14 protein-coding genes, 14 tRNA genes and 1 rRNA gene are annotated in these 16,729 nt (G+C 49.6%); 24 read left to right on the top strand and 5 right to left on the bottom strand.

Annotated features, from left to right (window positions below; genetic code table 11):
• The 18 genes from rrf to AC3Y23_RS26485 all read left to right on the top strand — a co-directional run.
• Positions 1 to 97: ribosomal RNA gene (rrf, locus tag AC3Y23_RS26570) — 5S ribosomal RNA — on the top strand; the annotation flags it as partial.
• 56 nt (positions 98 to 153) lie between these two features.
• Positions 154 to 230 (top strand) — tRNA-Ile (locus tag AC3Y23_RS26565).
• Between the two features lie 3 nt (positions 231 to 233).
• Positions 234 to 309 (top strand) — tRNA-Asn (locus AC3Y23_RS26560).
• A gap of 3 nt (positions 310 to 312) precedes the next feature.
• Positions 313 to 402 (top strand) — tRNA-Ser (locus AC3Y23_RS26555).
• Between the two features lie 61 nt (positions 403 to 463).
• Positions 464 to 535 (top strand) — tRNA-Glu (locus tag AC3Y23_RS26550).
• A gap of 7 nt (positions 536 to 542) precedes the next feature.
• A tRNA-Val gene (locus tag AC3Y23_RS26545) sits at positions 543 to 618 on the top strand.
• Positions 619 to 659: 41 nt separating this feature from the next.
• Positions 660 to 736 (top strand) — tRNA-Met (locus tag AC3Y23_RS26540).
• 4 nt (positions 737 to 740) lie between these two features.
• A tRNA-Asp gene (locus AC3Y23_RS26535) sits at positions 741 to 818 on the top strand.
• 34 nt (positions 819 to 852) lie between these two features.
• Positions 853 to 927 (top strand) — tRNA-Gln (locus AC3Y23_RS26530).
• Between the two features lie 5 nt (positions 928 to 932).
• Positions 933 to 1,008: transfer RNA gene (locus AC3Y23_RS26525), tRNA-Lys, on the top strand.
• A 13-nt stretch (positions 1,009 to 1,021) separates the two neighbouring features.
• Positions 1,022 to 1,105, top strand: a tRNA-Leu gene (locus tag AC3Y23_RS26520).
• 7 nt (positions 1,106 to 1,112) lie between these two features.
• Positions 1,113 to 1,187 (top strand) — tRNA-Gly (locus tag AC3Y23_RS26515).
• Positions 1,188 to 1,195: 8 nt separating this feature from the next.
• Positions 1,196 to 1,272 (top strand) — tRNA-Arg (locus tag AC3Y23_RS26510).
• 19 nt (positions 1,273 to 1,291) lie between these two features.
• Positions 1,292 to 1,365 (top strand) — tRNA-Pro (locus AC3Y23_RS26505).
• Between the two features lie 12 nt (positions 1,366 to 1,377).
• A tRNA-Gly gene (locus tag AC3Y23_RS26500) sits at positions 1,378 to 1,448 on the top strand.
• Positions 1,449 to 1,550: 102 nt separating this feature from the next.
• On the top strand, positions 1,551 to 2,015 hold the full coding sequence (locus AC3Y23_RS26495; protein ID WP_379204837.1) for a YdeI/OmpD-associated family protein: 465 nt from the start codon (positions 1,551 to 1,553) through the stop codon (positions 2,013 to 2,015).
• Positions 2,016 to 2,193: 178 nt separating this feature from the next.
• The gene (locus tag AC3Y23_RS26490) at positions 2,194 to 3,144 is read left to right on the top strand and encodes a helix-turn-helix transcriptional regulator (RefSeq protein ID WP_379204835.1); all 951 of its coding nucleotides are present in this window, start codon (positions 2,194 to 2,196) and stop codon (positions 3,142 to 3,144) included.
• A gap of 85 nt (positions 3,145 to 3,229) precedes the next feature.
• A complete protein-coding gene (locus tag AC3Y23_RS26485; protein WP_379204832.1) occupies positions 3,230 to 4,096 on the top strand; it encodes a hypothetical protein in 867 nt (288 codons plus the stop codon).
• Between the two features lie 150 nt (positions 4,097 to 4,246).
• Here the strand turns inward: AC3Y23_RS26485 and AC3Y23_RS26480 are convergent, their stop codons facing one another.
• A complete protein-coding gene (locus AC3Y23_RS26480; RefSeq protein ID WP_379204830.1) occupies positions 4,247 to 4,702 on the bottom strand; it encodes a GreA/GreB family elongation factor in 456 nt (151 codons plus the stop codon).
• Between the two features lie 359 nt (positions 4,703 to 5,061).
• Here AC3Y23_RS26480 and AC3Y23_RS26475 point away from each other — a divergent pair, with 359 nt between their 5' ends.
• Positions 5,062 to 5,256 carry a sporulation protein Cse60 gene (locus tag AC3Y23_RS26475; protein ID WP_379204828.1) on the top strand — a complete coding sequence of 65 codons (195 nt, stop codon included), beginning with the start codon at positions 5,062 to 5,064 and terminating at the stop codon, positions 5,254 to 5,256.
• Between the two features lie 245 nt (positions 5,257 to 5,501).
• Here the strand turns inward: AC3Y23_RS26475 and katA are convergent, their stop codons facing one another.
• On the bottom strand, positions 5,502 to 6,959 hold the full coding sequence (gene katA / locus AC3Y23_RS26470; protein ID WP_379204826.1) for a catalase KatA: 1,458 nt from the start codon (positions 6,957 to 6,959) through the stop codon (positions 5,502 to 5,504).
• A 248-nt stretch (positions 6,960 to 7,207) separates the two neighbouring features.
• Between katA and AC3Y23_RS26465 the strand changes: the two genes are divergently transcribed.
• The gene (locus AC3Y23_RS26465) at positions 7,208 to 8,497 is read left to right on the top strand and encodes a GGDEF domain-containing protein (RefSeq protein ID WP_379204824.1); all 1,290 of its coding nucleotides are present in this window, start codon (positions 7,208 to 7,210) and stop codon (positions 8,495 to 8,497) included.
• 31 nt (positions 8,498 to 8,528) lie between these two features.
• Here AC3Y23_RS26465 and glgP read toward each other — a convergent pair whose 3' ends face one another.
• Positions 8,529 to 10,142, bottom strand: a complete 1,614-nt coding sequence (glgP, locus tag AC3Y23_RS26460) for an alpha-glucan family phosphorylase (RefSeq protein ID WP_379204822.1) — start codon at positions 10,140 to 10,142, stop codon at positions 8,529 to 8,531.
• Positions 10,143 to 10,386: 244 nt separating this feature from the next.
• On the opposite strand from glgP, the gene rbsK reads away from it, so the two are divergent.
• Together rbsK and aroD are read left to right on the top strand one after the other, a co-directional pair.
• Entirely contained in the window at positions 10,387 to 11,322 is a 936-nt protein-coding gene (gene rbsK / locus AC3Y23_RS26455) for a ribokinase (protein ID WP_379204820.1), read from the top strand.
• Positions 11,323 to 11,348: 26 nt separating this feature from the next.
• Positions 11,349 to 12,113 carry a type I 3-dehydroquinate dehydratase gene (gene aroD / locus AC3Y23_RS26450; protein ID WP_379204818.1) on the top strand — a complete coding sequence of 255 codons (765 nt, stop codon included), beginning with the start codon at positions 11,349 to 11,351 and terminating at the stop codon, positions 12,111 to 12,113.
• Positions 12,114 to 12,511: 398 nt separating this feature from the next.
• On the opposite strand, the gene AC3Y23_RS26445 is transcribed toward aroD, so the two are convergent.
• Both AC3Y23_RS26445 and AC3Y23_RS26440 read right to left on the bottom strand, forming a co-directional pair.
• Positions 12,512 to 13,267 carry a MerR family transcriptional regulator gene (locus AC3Y23_RS26445; RefSeq protein ID WP_379204816.1) on the bottom strand — a complete coding sequence of 252 codons (756 nt, stop codon included), beginning with the start codon at positions 13,265 to 13,267 and terminating at the stop codon, positions 12,512 to 12,514.
• Between the two features lie 326 nt (positions 13,268 to 13,593).
• The gene (locus AC3Y23_RS26440) at positions 13,594 to 14,352 is read right to left on the bottom strand and encodes a 3'-5' exonuclease (protein ID WP_379204814.1); all 759 of its coding nucleotides are present in this window, start codon (positions 14,350 to 14,352) and stop codon (positions 13,594 to 13,596) included.
• 204 nt (positions 14,353 to 14,556) lie between these two features.
• Between AC3Y23_RS26440 and AC3Y23_RS26435 the strand changes: the two genes are divergently transcribed.
• On the top strand, positions 14,557 to 15,060 hold the full coding sequence (locus tag AC3Y23_RS26435; RefSeq protein ID WP_379204811.1) for a CYTH domain-containing protein: 504 nt from the start codon (positions 14,557 to 14,559) through the stop codon (positions 15,058 to 15,060).
• 105 nt (positions 15,061 to 15,165) lie between these two features.
• Positions 15,166 to 16,554 (top strand): threonine synthase, encoded by a 1,389-nt coding sequence (gene thrC / locus AC3Y23_RS26430; RefSeq protein WP_379204809.1) that lies wholly within the window; start codon positions 15,166 to 15,168, stop codon positions 16,552 to 16,554.
• Positions 16,555 to 16,729: the final 175 nt, after the last annotated feature.

Raw genomic sequence — 16,729 nt, 5'->3', positions numbered from 1 at the left:
GGTTCCACGCGTACCCATCCCGAACACGACCGTTAAGCCCTCCAGCGCCGATGGTACTTGGACCGAAGGGTCCTGGGAGAGTAGGACGCCGCCAAGCGGAAACCACAAACCCGTGGTTATTTTTTGCCGCAATGACTACATATGTAGTAAAAAGGGCCTTTAGCTCAGCTGGTTAGAGCGCACCCCTGATAAGGGTGAGGTCGGTGGTTCGAGTCCACTAAGGCCCACCATTTTCCCTGATAGCTCAGTTGGTAGAGCACTCGACTGTTAATCGAGTTGTCACAGGTTCGAGTCCTGTTCGGGGAGCCATTTGGAGAGGTGTCCGAGTTTGGCCGAAGGAGCACGATTGGAAATCGTGTAGGCGCCACAAGCGTCTCGAGGGTTCGAATCCCTCTCTCTCCGTTCGAAAGTTTTGTTTTTAGTGGACAAGCGATACAATGTTTATTGATTAGATTTGTAGCATGGCCCGTTGGTCAAGGGGTTAAGACACCTCCCTTTCACGGAGGTAACAGGGGTTCGAATCCCCTACGGGTCATATTTATGGAGGCTTAGCTCAGCTGGGAGAGCATCTGCCTTACAAGCAGAGGGTCGGGGGTTCGATCCCCTCAGCCTCCACCATGTAACCTCCTTTGGAGGACAAGAGAATATGATTTTACTGACGCGGGGTGGAGCAGCCCGGTAGCTCGTCGGGCTCATAACCCGAAGGCCGCAGGTTCAAATCCTGCCCCCGCAACCAATCTGGAACCGTGGTGTAGTTGGCCTAACATGCCTGCCTGTCACGCAGGAGATCGCGGGTTCGAATCCCGTCGGTTCCGCCATTCTTTACAAGTTATAATTACCATTCATGAACGTTGGGGATTAGCCAAGCGGTAAGGCAACGGACTTTGACTCCGTCACGCATAGGTTCGAATCCTATATCCCCAGCCATTTATGAGCCATTAGCTCAGTTGGTAGAGCACCTGACTTTTAATCAGGGTGTCGAAGGTTCGAGTCCTTCATGGCTCACCATTTTTACAAGTTTGCGCGTGTGGCGGAATGGCAGACGCACCAGACTTAGGATCTGGCGTTTCACGACGTGGGGGTTCAAGTCCCTTCACGCGCACCACTTATTTGCGGACGTGGCTCAGCGGTAGAGCATCGCCTTGCCAAGGCGAGGGTCGCGGGTTCGATTCCCGTCGTCCGCTCCATAATTTTTGCGCCCTTAGCTCAGCTGGATAGAGCGTTTGACTACGAATCAAAAGGTCGGGAGTTCGAATCTCTCAGGGCGCGCCATTTTATTAAACTATATTGTCGGGATGTAGCTCAGCTTGGTAGAGCACCTGGTTTGGGACCAGGGGGTCGCATGTTCAAATCGTGTCATCCCGATTTTATATCTGTGCGGGTGTAGTTCAATGGTAGAACTTCAGCCTTCCAAGCTGATAGCGTGGGTTCGATTCCCATCACCCGCTTATAACAAGAGGCACTTGCCCATTCCGGGCGGGTGTCTTTTTTTGTTTGGTCCACCCCAGATGGTACAATAGAATAAGTAGTACCATTAAGGGGGACTGCCCATGTACGAGTTCACGGCAAGATTGATTAGACCGGAGGCGACCGGGAGTTGGACATATTTTAACGTACCCTTGGCGGTAGAGGAGATTTTCGGAACGAAATCTCGTGTCCAGGTAAAAGGAACAATTAACAGGGTACCCTATAGAGGGACACTGATGCCGCATGGGGATGGACGTCACTTTATGGTAGTCAACAAGGAACTGCGGACTCTGGCAAAGGCGGGCCCAGGCGACACCGTTAGTGTGAAGATGGAAGAAGATTCCGCGTCACGAGAGGTATTGCTGCCAGATGACTTTGTAGCTGCCCTCAGCACCAATGAACAAGCTAGAGATTATTATGATAGTCTGGCGTATTCTTACCAGAAAGAGTATGTCGCTTGGATTGAGGGGGCGAAACGCCCGGAGACACGGGCAGCCCGAATTGAAAAATCAGTGGGCAAGCTGGCCGAAGGACTTAGATTGAAATAATGGTTTGGCAAAACATAGCTTCATTCAAACACGCAACACGGAGGCTTTTACTCTCCGTGTTTTTTATTATGCAATGGAACGGATATACGATGGCAGCGTAAAGACTGGTAAGGCCGCTATATTCATTTTGCAGATGGATGGCTTTGTAACATAGCAACAAAGGAGCAATGCATACATAATGACAGACAAAGTAATTCGTATTTTTAAAATTATCAATGCCGTTCAGTCCAACCCGGGAATCACTGCCTCCGATCTGGCGTTTAAATGTGATGTGAACCTCCGGACAATCTACCGGGATCTGGAGCTGCTGAGCCACATCGCACCCATAACAAATGAAGGAAGGGGGACTGGCTATAAGTTTATGGGCAAGTTTTTCATGTACCCATTGGATTTCTCCGAAGAAGAGGCGCTGGCGTTCTCCCTACTGCCATCTGTCCTGAATCAGGATAATATCCCCCAAGGTTTTCATACTGGTTATGCTAAGGTTATGGGGACGCATTTAAAGGAGAAGTCCAGGCAGAACGGTATCCTTGAAAATATAGCCGATATTATCCAGATGGGGACGCCTGCTTATCGCAAGGAGAGCAAAAGTTTTTTACAGCCTATTATTGAAGCGATTCTGGAGCAACGAAGCATTCGTGCTGTATATCATTCGCAGAGTCGTAATGCGATAACCGAGCGGGAGATAGACCCGTATTATTTGATCCCGCGCGATCAGCGCTTTTACCTTATCGGCCATTGCCATCTGAAGAAGGCTATTCGTACCTTCCGAATCAGCCGATTTCAGCAGGTGGAAATCACGGCAGAGTATTTTGACAAGGGCGGCTTCAACATTAAGCAATATTTGAAAAATACATGGTCGATTGATCGCGGGAACAAAAATACGAATTTCAAAGTTCGTTTTTCTCCAGAGGTGGCCCGGTATATCAAAGAGGAAGAGTTATTCGTACACCCGCGGATGAGGGATGAGCAGAATGGTAGTTTGCTCTTTGAAGTTACTGTTAACAACGAGAAGGAGTTTATGAAATGGATTCTCCAATACGGACCGAATGCCGAGATTCTGGAGCCATCATCTGCTAGAGAGCAGTTGAAGCTGCAACTGGAGCAGTGGAGGAATCTTTATCGGTAGTGATAATTATCCAAATTTTAGGTATACTTCATCCATAGAGAGATTGCTTGATTACATCTATTACTGCTCATGAGGGGGCTTACCTGTGTTCAGCAAAGGTCAGCGGGAAGAAGCCATTGGGAATATGAAGAGGGTGCAAGCCACTTATGAAATAGAGAAGCAAGGCCTTATCAAGGATGCGAAGCGGTTGCTGGACAAACGTAGGAGACTCCAGACGATTATCGATGAAGCATGGGATTTCGTCAATAACATGAGTAACAAATCAGTAGCCCTAAACACGGAGTTGAAGGTAATCAAGATCGAGGCTAAAAAGTTCTACGGTCTGCTGAAAACAATGGAAATGACGATTAGCAATACAAGTCACAGCTCTAGCGAGCTGACAGCCGCGAATATTGTGGTCGGTAGGGGTGTCGCTTCTCTTGGCCCAACAGCAGTGCTGGCCATTGCGACTGCGATCCGTACAGTTGATTCTGGCAGAACAATCCCAACACGTACTAGTACAAGGTCTACCCATGCAGAGCTACCTCGGCACAGGAGTGGGGCACAGACTATCGAAAGAAAAGGAACTACTGCAGGGAACTTTGGGACCCCATTATTGGGACTAGCTAATCCTACAGGCTGCGGTGCTATTCTGAACACCGTCCTTCTGAGGTATAGGAACAATAAGGTGCTCGCTGAGCGAGCTAATATGGAGACTGTTAAAATAAGCCGGTATGTCAGCACGGTAAAAGCGACGCGTAAGGACATTCTGGACATCTTGGAACTTAGCGCGCGTACCACCGATGCCCTACTGGGCATGTTGTTGAAATGCCGCGAGCTTCCGGCCGATTACATACAGCTCACCACCGAACAAAAACAATTGGTGGATGCTTTGGTGAATAATACGAAGGCAGGAACAGAGCTACTGAATAGAGTAGTTGTAGACAAGGAACTTATCGATCTGCTCTTTTGATCGCTTGTTAGAGTTAGAGACAGGTCAATGAATGTTTACTTAATTCTATAGCTTAGCCCCAAAGAGGCCTCTTCTTGTCCAGGACAACAAAGAGGCCTCTTGTTAACATTTAGCCAATGTTTTTGGAGGCCAAGCATCTTGGAAAAGGGGTTAAATAAACTGTCCTACTTCGCCGCTATTCACAAATTTGATGCTCTCAACGACGACTTCCAACTCACCCGAAGGGACTTGCAGCCGCCGTGTACTACCCACCTCCGCCAGCAGTAGCTGCAGGCCAACAGGCGAGAGCATGGAGACCTTACTGTCACTTGGCTCCGCTTGATTGGGGAACACGATGGTGTAGATATCGGTTTCGCCATCATCAAGATATCGCAGAGTCAACTGGCTGCCAATCAGGACCACAGAGTTCAGTCCTTCTTCGCTAAATTCAGCGAGTAGTTGCTCCAGTGTGGCACAATAACGAGCCAAAAGCTCCTCAGCCTCGATTCTTTGCTTGCTTCGATCAGGGAAATATTGATTCAGGAAGCCGAGCTTTTCCTCGTCAAAATACAGAAGCTGCCCAACGAGTTGCGTCCGTGAGCCCTGATAGAGAAGACTATGGTTCATAGTAGATTTCCCCCCCTCTAAGCATCACGTTTCTTGTAGATAAAATATAAAGCCTCGCCATACTGAATCCCTCCTGCATTAGTCTATACGAATAGAGACCCCGCATCATTCGGGGCCTTCACCACAGTATAACAGCTGCCAACTGTAAATCCAATCCATCCCGTTGACTCTTTGCAGGGGGAATGCTAAGCTTAGCTCAAGTAAAGGCATTCTGCGTGTAGCTGCGGAGTGCCTTACTCTACGTTTGCGAATAGTTTACATTAAATGTTACCTTAGGAGTGATGCGTCATGTGCATTCTAGGGGCTCAGGTAGAAGCTGAGAAAATGGAAATGAATAATCTTACAAAGGAGAGATTGGGATGATTCAAGTCAAGGAGTTCGTGGATACGGACAATTCTTATGCGGAGAACAAAGCGAATGAATTTTTAGCGGGACTGCAAGAAGAACAGGTAGTGAATATATGTTACGGATCTGTAGTCAAGGCTTCACGCGGCGGTACGGAACACCAGAGATCGACAATCCTAATCGTATACAAGACGAATGAGAAACAATAGCTGGAACCTCTTTTTCACCTGCATTTCTGCAATATCAACCATTGCTATTATGCTCGTAGTAATTTATTTTGGATTTATCCGTTAGTAACACATAAAAGGACCTCGAACCCCACTGCAGAGTGGAGGCGAGGTCCTTTTATTTTATATAAGGATTAAAGGGGGGGATTGGAGTATCACAAATTGAGTGATAGGGGAACTCCATTGTTCTCTTCTATAATAAACTGCTCTTGTAGAACAGGATCATCTTACACGCTATCTGGCACCTCTAAGCCCAATCCTGCGGCAATGCGCTGCCCGAATTCAGGATCAGCTTTATAGAAATGTCCGATCTGGCGGAGCTTGATGTCTTCCCGGTCAACCGGGGTCATGGCACCGACAATGTTTTGAACGAGACGGGTACGTTCTTCTTCGCTAAGCAGACGGTACAAATCGCCGGGCTGGGTGTAATGATCATTATGGTCGTAAGCGACGCTGTCTGCCTGATCGGACACTTCAAACGGTGTTGGTTTAGCTGCTGGTGATTCAGTAGGACCACTATAGCTGTTAGGCTCGTAATAAACAGATCCTCCGCCGTTAGTGCCGTGGTTCATAGCCCCATCGCGCTGATAATTTCGCACTTCCGCCTTGGGCTGGTTGATCGGCAGACTGTTATGATTGGCGCCTACCCGGTAACGATGAGCATCGGCATAGGCGAACAGGCGGCCCTGCAGCATTTTATCGGGGGAAGCCTCAATGCCAGGCACGAACGAACCAGGGGAGAAGGTCGCCTGCTCTACCTCTGCAAAATAGTTCTCCGGATTGCGGTCCAGCACCATGCGGCCCACTTCAATCAGGGGATAGTCCTTCTGCGACCAAACCTTGGTCACGTCGAACGGATCGAAGCGGTAGGTGTCGGCATCCTTCTCCGGCATAATTTGTACATACAGTCTCCAAGCAGGGAAGTCACCAGCAGCAATGGCATTGAACAAATCCTCGGTATGGTAATCCGGGTTATCAGCGGCGAGCTGAGCAGCCAGTTTCACATCCAGGTTCTTCACGCCTTGCTCTGTTTTGAAATGATATTTCACCCAGACAACAGCACCTTCTGCATTCACCCATTTGAAGGTATGGCTTCCGAAGCCGTGCATATGTCTCAGTGTAGCGGGAATGCCCCGGTCGGACATCAGAATAGTGACTTGATGCAGTGACTCAGGTGATAGAGACCAGAAATCCCAGACGGCGTTCGGATTCTTCAGATGGGTCTGCGGATGACGCTTCTGTGTATGAATAAAGTCCGGGAACTTAATGGCATCGCGAATGAAAAAGACAGGCGTGTTGTTGCCGACAAGGTCGTAGTTACCTTCCTCGGTATAGAACTTCACGGCAAAGCCGCGCGGATCACGGACCGTATCAGACGAGCCGGATTCACCAGCAACGGTGGAAAAACGGATGAACATCGGTGTGCGCTTGCCCACCTCGGACAGGAAGTTAGCTTTCGTATATTGCGATAAATCTTGTGTGACTTCAAAGTATCCATGGGCTCCGGCACCTTTGGCATGCACGACACGCTCGGGAATCCGTTCCCGGTTAAAATGCGCGAGTTTCTCGAGCAGGTGGACATCCTGCAATAGGCTAGGACCACGGGAGCCGGCGGTCATGGAATTCTGGTTGTCGCCTACCGGCGCGCCCCAGCTAGTCGTAAGGTTATTAGGGTTGGAACTCATAAATAGAATCACCTCATGGGATTTGATTTTAGATTTAGTATAAGTTCTATATTAACAAGTTACAGGGAAAATGCAATCCTTTTTTATATTAATTTTAAATAAGAAATATTTATAAATAGAGTAAGAGGGGAGGTACACAATTTGCATAGAATATGTATTTGTGATGTACTACCATTAGAAGATAAAGGATACTATAAGCCGTTATCAGTAGATTACCGGGGGTTCTTCCCCGGCAAAGGGAGATTAACATGCTGAGTAGGTTGATCAGGCTACCGTTCGAGTTAACTGCCAAGGAAAAGAAGCAGCTACAGAATCAGATGTTTGCGGAAAATATTGCGCGAGGGTTGTTGTTCGCCAGAATCATCATCGGTCTGGAAACCGCGCTCACAGTTGCCGATGTGACGGCCTCTCTGTCGAGCGCACATGAGAGCTTTCACTTCAGCTTTTATTTTGTTATGTATATGCTGATGATTATTATGAACATCTGTTTTTTGCTTGCTGCTAGAAAATATGATCCTGACAAGACGTATTCACCTGAGCAATTCCGGAGATATCAAGGGGCCTTTCTTCTTTACTCCATTATATTCGTGGTGTGGGGAACTATTGTCACTTTGGTAGATCAGAGGCTCTATGGCCAGTTGATGGCTTTTGTCGTGAACCTGATGAGTATCTCGGTAATTTTCTACTTTAACAATAAGACTATTCTGCTGTTATATGGTGTTTCGACATTATTATTGGCGGCGGGGTTGCCATTCTATCAATCTTCAGGCGAGGTGCTGGTTGGTCATTATGTGAATCTGGGCATTTTCGTATTCTTCTCATGGATTGCCTCCCGGATTCTGTTTGTGACCTATTGTCGCAATTTCTATAGCAAGGTTCTGCTAGGGCAAAGTAATGCCAGGCTGGAGCAGGAAATACAAGAAAACCTGAGGGTACACCGGGAGCTGGAACGAGCGAACGAAGAACTGTTGAAGCTGTCGCTCGTCGATGAGCTAACAGGGATTCCCAATCGCCGTGCCTTCGATCAGCAGGTGCAGACGATGCTCAGCAGTCAGGACACTCCGGATACAGAGGTGTCTCTGATCATGCTGGATATTGATTATTTCAAGCAGTTCAATGACAATTACGGTCATGCGGAAGGCGATAAGGTGATCAAAAGCATCGCTGGGGTCATTCATGCGGCGTCCAGAGGGCCTGAAGATATCGCTGCACGACTAGGGGGAGAAGAGTTCGTCTTTGCGGCTTTTCATACCGGCAGGGAAGAGATCGCGGAAATTGCGGAAAGAATCCGTGCGCAGATCAGTGGGATGAAGATCACTCACGAATTTTCCGTCACGGGCGGATTTGTAACAGGCAGTCTAGGAACAACGACAGGCAGAGTCCGCAATAATGACCAGTTTGCCGAACTGATGAAGATTGCAGATGAGGCATTGTACGCGGCCAAAGCAGGGGGACGGAACAGCGTAGTCCGTATGCATATGCCAAAAACCCGCCCACAGTGGGTGGACGGGAACAGGTCCGAAGACTGGGAAGTCTAGATGGTGTAAGATGCGATTGGGTTCGTGCGGCTTATTTGATATACATTTTGTTATAGTATTCTTCCAGCATACGCTTGGTGGAGAAGGCAGTAATTGTAGTTTCTATACTCTTCTTCATCATCTGCACCCATTTGCTGCGATTCTCATAGTAGGTTGGAACGACTCTGTTCAAAAGGGTATCATATAACGCGTCGCTGTCGTGCTGATTCTGAAATTCCAGGTCACCGGTCTCGAAGGTATCGCCGATCTTCCAGCCATTTTCACCGTCGATGCAGGCCTCAGGCCACCAGCCATCCAATATGGAGCAATTCAGCACTCCGTTCATCGCAGCTTTCATTCCAGAGGTTCCGCTGGCTTCCAGCGGTCTTCGAGGATTGTTGAGCCAGATGTCGGAGCCGCGAGTTAGCATTGCACCGATAGTCATATCGTAGTTTTCGAGGAAAACAACACTTTTCGGATATTTCTTCATCATCGCCACCAAATTGCTGATGATTTGCTTGCCGACATCATCCAGCGGATGCGCTTTACCGGAGAAGACGATCTGGATGCGGCCGCTCTCCAGGTATGGCTCAATTAGCTTGGGATTGGAAAAGATCAGATCACTGCGCTTGTAAGGGGCAGCCCGGCGTGAGAACCCAATCAGCAGGTCATCAGGGTTCAGGGTGATCCCGGCGCGTTCAGCAATAAAATCGAGCAGTTCGCCCTTGAGCTCCTTATGAACGGCCCATAAATCGCTGTCTTTTTCATAAGCTTTGATGATCCGTTCGTCCACCCAGGTTGGGGTATGAATGGCATTTGTAATGGGGATAATCTCCGATCTACCCGCGACGGTCTTCCACATTTTATTGGCCGTTGCAGCATGTAGCTCTGCCACTCCGTTTGAAATCCGCGCAAGCCGTAACCCGGCTACAGTCATGTTAAAAGGCTCACCGCCGATCCGTTCCATCTGATCACGAGTCAAGCCGTTGAAGCCGCACATATACTCAAGTCGGTCCAGTGGATGTGCTTCGTTACCTTCCTTGATCGGGGTGTGAGTAGTGAAGACTACCTCTTCCCGGGTGGCTCTCCAGGCTTCCTCGAAGGTGTGTCCCCCAGACATTTTCTCGCGAATCAGCTCGGTAGCAGCCAAGGCCGCATGGCCTTCATTGAAATGATAGACATCGACCGCTATGCCAAGGGCACGCAGGGCCTTTACCCCGCCAATACCAAGCACCATCTCCTGAGCGATCCGCTCCTCACCAAACCAGCCATATAGCTGCCCAGTAATCCATGCATCCATATTCTCCGGAACATCGGTGTCCAACAGATATAACGGGTTGTTGCCAAAATGATCGGTCTTCCACACTTTGCATACCACATCGGTCTTCCGAATCTTGACTGTCACCTTAACGCCAGTATCTTCAAGAAAATCATAGTTATAATTGTGATAAGCATCGTAGGGTTTACCGTCTCTACCTATCCTTTGATCCGTATAGCCTTGCTTCCACTTCAGTCCGATGGGAATGAGGGGAACACCTATATCTTTAGCACCTTTAATATAGTCACCTGCCAGAATGCCCAGTCCGCCTGCGTACAGCTTGAAATCGGAATGAAGGCCGTACTCCATGCAGAAATAGGCGACTACCGGCAATTTCTTCTCGTTCACTGCTAAGCCTCCCAATCAGGAATGGAATGAACAACTTATTGTTAAGCATCTCTGCACAAAATGTATCAGCAGAGGGCCCTTTATTATGTTCCCCTTTTATCGATAGGGTAATCATGATTTTGTCTTTTTACAGGAGTGGACCAAAGAAAAGTTGTACCGTAATGTAGAGAATTGTTTGATTAACTGGGATGTAGGCCATAAGATAAAGGAATAAGAGAATAAGAATAATAATGGTGGTGTCTACGTGGGTATCGTGGTAATTGGAAGTTTAAATATGGATATGGTTGTTCGTACAGGACGGGCTCCGGGACCCGGAGAGACGTTATTCGGACAAAGCTTCAGTCTGTCCCCTGGCGGAAAAGGGGCCAATCAGGCCGCTGCCGCAGCTCGCCTTGGCGGAGAGGTGACTATGATTGGCCGGGTCGGCCAAGATGGCTTCGGCAACGAAATGCGGGAGATTATGAGACAGGAGCAAGTAAATATAGAGCATATCTCCATCAGTAAGACGGAAGCGACAGGGGTTGCATCTATCGTGTTGGAGGAAGACGGGGAGAACCGGATTATCGTGGTTCCCGGTGCGAATATTGAGCTTACTGCAGGGGACATTGAAGCGCTTGAGGATGTAATCCGCCAAGCGGAGATCGTCGTCATGCAGCTTGAGATGGATATGGCCATGAGCGAGCGCGCCGCGGCCATTGCCCATGCCCACGGGATTCCGGTGATCCTGAATCCCGCCCCGGCACGGCCGCTGAGCGATGAGCTGCTCAGCCACGTGACCTATCTGACGCCCAATGAGACAGAGGCGGGCGTCTTGTCCGGGATCGCGGTGGACAGTGTGGACACCGCGGCTGAAGCCGCCCGCCAGCTGCTGGCGAAGGGCGTGCAGAACGTAATCGTGACCCTTGGTTCCAAAGGGGCACTGATTGTTAATGAGACGGGAACAGAGCATGTTCCCGGATACCCGGTGCAGGCGGTGGATACCGTAGCCGCCGGCGATTCTTTCAACGGGGCATTGGCTCTGCAATTGACCCGTGGGGCGGGACTCACGGAAGCGTTGAGCTTCGCCAACGCGGTAGGCGCCCTGGCTGTAGGTAAGCCAGGGGCGATTCCTTCACTGCCGAGGCTGGCCGAGGTAGAGAAATTTCTGCAAGCGGCCTCCGGAACCGGGAAGCAGGAATAGATTTGGATACACAAGGAGCTGAACCAATGAGTAGCATACTGACAGTGAAGAATGTAGTAATCGGCGAAGGTGTACCCAAGATTTGTGTTCCGCTTGTCGGGGTGACGGTGGACGAGCTGAAACAGGAGGCCGAGGCGCTGAAGCTACTGGCTCCGGATCTGGCAGAGTGGCGCGTGGATTTTTATGAGGGGGTCGAGGATACCGTGGCGGTTCAGGAAGCGCTGCAGGCCATCCGATCAGTTATCCCTGAGCTCCCGCTGATTTTCACCTTCCGCAGTGCGCGGGAGGGCGGCGAGAAGGAGATCAGCCGGGAAGCGTATGTGCAGCTTAACAAGGCAGTCGCGGAAAGTGGACTGGCCGACATCATAGATGTCGAGTTGTTCAACGAAGAAGATGATGTGCGGGCGCTTGTAGAAGTTGCGCATGCCAGCGGAGTGTTCGTGATTCTCTCTAATCATGATTTTCACGCCACACCACCTAAAGCAGAGATAATTGCCCGCCTTCGCAAAGCTCAGGAGCTGGGAGGCGATCTGCCTAAGATTGCGGTGATGCCTCAGTCACCAGGTGATGTACTGATCCTGCTGGAAGCTACCCATGAGATGAAGACAGCGTACGCAGACCGACCTATCATCACGATGTCGATGGCCGGTTCTGGCGTGATCAGCCGTCTGGCCGGCGAAGTATTCGGCTCCGCCGTAACCTTCGGTGCGGCCCGCAAGCCATCGGCTCCGGGACAGATCGCGGTCGCGGAGCTGCGCGACACGCTGAACCTGCTGCACCGGAGTCTGTAGGCGGCAGGTGAATATGCTTGCCAAGGTCCTCAGGATGACGCTCCATATTAGGTTGCACCGCAATCAATAGGCTACAGATGGATGTGCTGCTGACTGATGGAACACCAGAATGCATGGAGCTGTGCTTATGTGAAACTGGGCTTACAAGGTTGGAGAAGGCCTAGTGAGAGTAACACGTATCGTGGCCCATGAACAAATCGCTGTCGCGGAGCAGCACGAGCAAACAAAGCCTGCTGCATCGTAGTTTCTAGTGGGTTGGGAACGGGCTTTGAAAAGGGGCGATGCTTGCCCTGCATTGTACACAAAGTCTGCTAACGTGAAGACGCAGGCTGAGCAGCAAAAAGAGCGGCACCGGGATATTCCGGTGCCGCTCTTGGCGTTCAGCGCGATGTCTGTGATTACGCTTGCTCTGTACCTGTGTAGATGTGTACGACATCTCGCAGGAATGCAGCCAGACCGGGACGATGCTTATCATAGTATGCAGTGAAGCGTTCATCATCCACATACATTTGCGCGACTCCGGCATGGGCCTCCTTGGAATAATTGTCCCAGTAGAAGTAGAGCCACTGGCGGTGCAGATCGGCTGCTTTCTGAGCGGATACACTGGCTGGGTCACCCTGCACCATAGCCTCTTCCAATAACTCCAACATTTCTTTTTCCAGCTGCTGAATGGCGGTGTATTGTTCCTCGGTCATGCCCTTCAGTTTCCGGTTGGAGCGGTCAATGGCCTCATCACCATATTTCGCACGTGCTTCCTGCCCGTAGGTCTGCTCGTTATCCTCAACCAGCTTTTGTTTGAAGCCTTCGAATTTCTCCTCGTTACTCATCATTATTCTCCCCTCCGTTTGCGCGAGAGTCTTCTCGACATTGGCGATCAATAGGTCCAGTTGTTCTCTTTTTTGCAGCAGCTTGTCGCGGTGTTCCTGCAGTGCTCTCGCCCCGTCGAAGGACGGTGCTGTCACCAGCTCTTTAATCCGTTCAAGGCTTAGGCCCAGCTCCCGGTAAAAAAGAATCTGCTGCAGCCGGTCCACCTCAACCTGGCCATATATACGGTATCCGGAAGAGTTGATTCTTGCCGGCTTCAGAATCCCGAACTCATCGTAATACCGCAATGTTCTTGTACTGATTCCGGCGAGTGTCCCCAGCTTTTGCACTGTGTATTCCGTAGTAATCCCTCCAAAACGTTACTCATCAGGCTGTCCGGCGGCCGCTTCGAACATCCTTTATCTTTCGTCAGCTTAAGCTTGAAATTAATGTACACCTTGACGTAGCGGCAATGTCAAACAGTTTTTCATAAGGAAAATTTGAGAATGAGGAAATAATTGATGGCATGAATGATTCATCGCCTGAATAACGAAAGGAATGCAAAACAGCGGCGTTATCCCGCAGGATTACCGAATGGAATCACTGTCAGGAAACTGCCGCCGTTATCATGTTGTTGCTGCTTAATCTTAATCAGAGGAAAAGAAGACCAGAAGGACTACTTCTTAACGTTGCCTACCTGTGCCTCGAAATATGCCTTCAGCTCCGCCAGCTTGCGGGGATCAGTAAGGGTATTCTTGTCGGAGAAGTAGTGCTCCTCCACGAGTTCCCAGGTCGGGACGACCTTTTGTGAGGTCATTGCCTTGATGGCGATCTTGACAGTTTTGCGCTCCCTCGCGTTGGAGAAGGTGTCCACGTAATGTTGTGCCCGTTCGAAGTCCAGTTCGCTGAACACCGCACGGAAAATCTCAGATGTCATTCGGGCATCATCAAGCGCCCGGTGTGCAGAACCGGAAGCTTCTAGGCCGAGCAGCGCCATCGCGCCTTCAACACTGATATCGTTGGTTAAGCCCCGGGCGCGCAGCAAGCCCTTCAGCAGATCAAAATAGGTGGCAGCCATCCAATAGGCTTCGTCCATTTTGTGCATACGGATATCCTGAATAATCCGCTTCATATCCTCTCCGCCCCAGGTGAGCAGCAGTACGCCGTCCGTGCTCTGGTCCAGCCACGCCTTGAAGGCGGTGATGACCTTGGGGAAACGTGCTGCAACATCAATATCCTCTTGCGGAATACCTGTTTTTTTCTTGATGAAAGAATTAAGGGTTGAGAAATATATAGGTTTAATCAGGGATGAGAATTCATCCTTATACTGCAATGAAGAGTCTAGCCGGACAGCACCAATCTCAATGACCTCCATCGGATGCTCACTCGCAAACTTGCGGCCGTTGAATTCGATGTCCAGAATAATATAATCCACAGGTACTTGCCTCCGTTTCCTTGACTGACGCTATAATCTATGCGCCGACCCTTCTATTCTAACAAAAAAAGAGGGACAACGGGAAATCTGCTGAACCATGCAGGTTTTTTTATTGATGCCCTTCTGCGGATTGACTTGCGTATGCCTCGCCCCTATGATGATTAATAATATAGAGTAGCTAAAGACCAGAAGGAGAGAGACATCATGGGCCAGGAGATTGAACGTAAATTTCTGCTGCCGGAATACCCGGAGCAACGGATTGAGCAAGGAGAACTGAAGATTGTGACCCGGCATAGCATCGACCAGACATATCTGGCGATTGACGGAGGCCAGGAGCTGCGAGTGCGCAAGATTACGGATTTGGACACGGGAGAGGTATTTTACACCCATACGTTCAAGGATGGTAAAGGCATCCAGCGCGAAGAAATCGAATACCGTATCTCGGAAGGCTTGTACACCCAGATGGTTGAAGCTGTTCGGGCGATCCCGCTCGTCAAGGAGCGTATTACCGCGCTCTGGAATGGGGTTACGGTAGAGATTGATGTGTACACCCAGCTGGAGCTGGCTGTGCTGGAGGTTGAATTCGATTCGCTGGAGGAAGCAGAGGGCTTTCAGGCGCCAGACTGGTTCGGCAAGGATGTTAGTACCGAGCGGCAGTACAGCAATAAGACGGTCTGGAAGGAACTACAGAACAAGGCATTCCGCTAAACCGGATGCCAAGCCTCTTTTCAACAATTAGAATACAAAATAACGGACTTTAGCGCGTAAACGTGTTACTATAGGGTAAATAAATAGGGGTTCAGGAGGATGAGCATGAAGTATATAAGCACAAGAGGCCATGTGGAGCCTAAGGGCTTTATCGATACAGTCTTGATGGGACTTGGGGACGACGGAGGACTTATGGTTCCCGAACAGATTCCGGCCGTATCCGCGGCTACGCTGGAGGAATGGAGAAGCCTCAGCTACCAGGAGCTGTTCCTGAAGATTTTTTCCCTGTACACGAACGACGAGATCCCATATGAGGATTTAAAAGAACTGGTAGCCACCAGCTATTCCACTTTCCGTTCACCGGAGGTGACTCCGCTGCATCAGGTGAATGATTCCCTGTATGTGCTGGAGCTGTTCCACGGTCCTACCTTTGCGTTCAAGGATGTGGCGCTTCAATTTATGGGTGAGCTGTATTCCTACATCTCCCGCAAGCGTGGCGAGATTATCCATATCCTCGGAGCCACTTCGGGCGATACCGGTGCAGCGGCGATTCAGGGCGTACGCGGTAAGGAAGGCATCAAGATTTGTATCCTGCACCCGCACGGCAAAGTGAGCAAGGTTCAGGAGCTGCAAATGACGACAGTGGATGATAGCAATGTGCTGAATTTGTCCGTACATGGTAACTTCGACGATTGTCAGAAGGTCATCAAGGATTTGTTCGCCGATCTTGACTTCAAGGGTCGCTACCACCTACGGGCGATTAACTCCATTAACTTTGTGCGCATCCTGGCGCAGACCGTATATTACTTCTATGCTTATCTGCATGTGGAAGGCAGTGCCGAGAAGAAGATTAACATCAGCGTACCATCTGGTAACTTCGGTAATATTTTCTCCGGATACCTGGCGAAGCAAATGGGTCTGCCGATCAACAAGTTAATTATCGCAACGAATGAGAACAACATTCTGGAGCGTTTTGTGAATACCGGAGAGTACAAACCGGGGAACTTCCAGAGCACGTACAGTCCTTCCATGGATATTCAGGTTGCGAGCAATTTCGAGCGCTATCTGTATTATCTGTTAGGCGAGGATGCTGAGAAACTGTCCAGTTATATGTCCAAGCTGCAAAGTGAAGGCAAAATCACGGTAGACGGTGAGCTTTTGGCACAGGTGCAAGCTGACTTTAATGCACTTGGCGCGAAGAATCAGCAGTGTCTCGATACGATTGGCAAGTACAAGCAGGAGTATGACTATCTGCTCGATCCGCATACGGCCTGTGGTATTGCGGCATATGAGGCGTTTAACGGAGCTGGCGAGACTGCAATTACTTTTGCGACGGCACATCCGGCGAAGTTCGATGAAGCGATTCAACTGATTGACATCAAGCAGGAATTCCCGGCACCGATCGCCGCGCTCTTCGAAATGCCACAGCATCAGACGGTGGTAGAGCATGACAAGGAAGTTATTATCCGTGAGCTTCAGGCCTTTTACGAATAAATGAATGAAGGTATACATCAGAATGGGCTTCGTATCAGTAGATGCGGAGTCCATTCTTTCGTGCGGTGGCACCTACTGTGTGAATAGAAGGTCAAATAAACGTAAAATTTGTCGGAAAAATGTCCGGAAAAGTAGACATACCTATCATGGAGTGAGAAAATAGCATATAGAGTCA

The organism is Paenibacillus sp. MAHUQ-45 (assembly GCF_058133325.1).
Note: the sequence above shows the minus strand (reverse complement) of the source record. Positions and strands in the feature narration are given on the sequence as shown.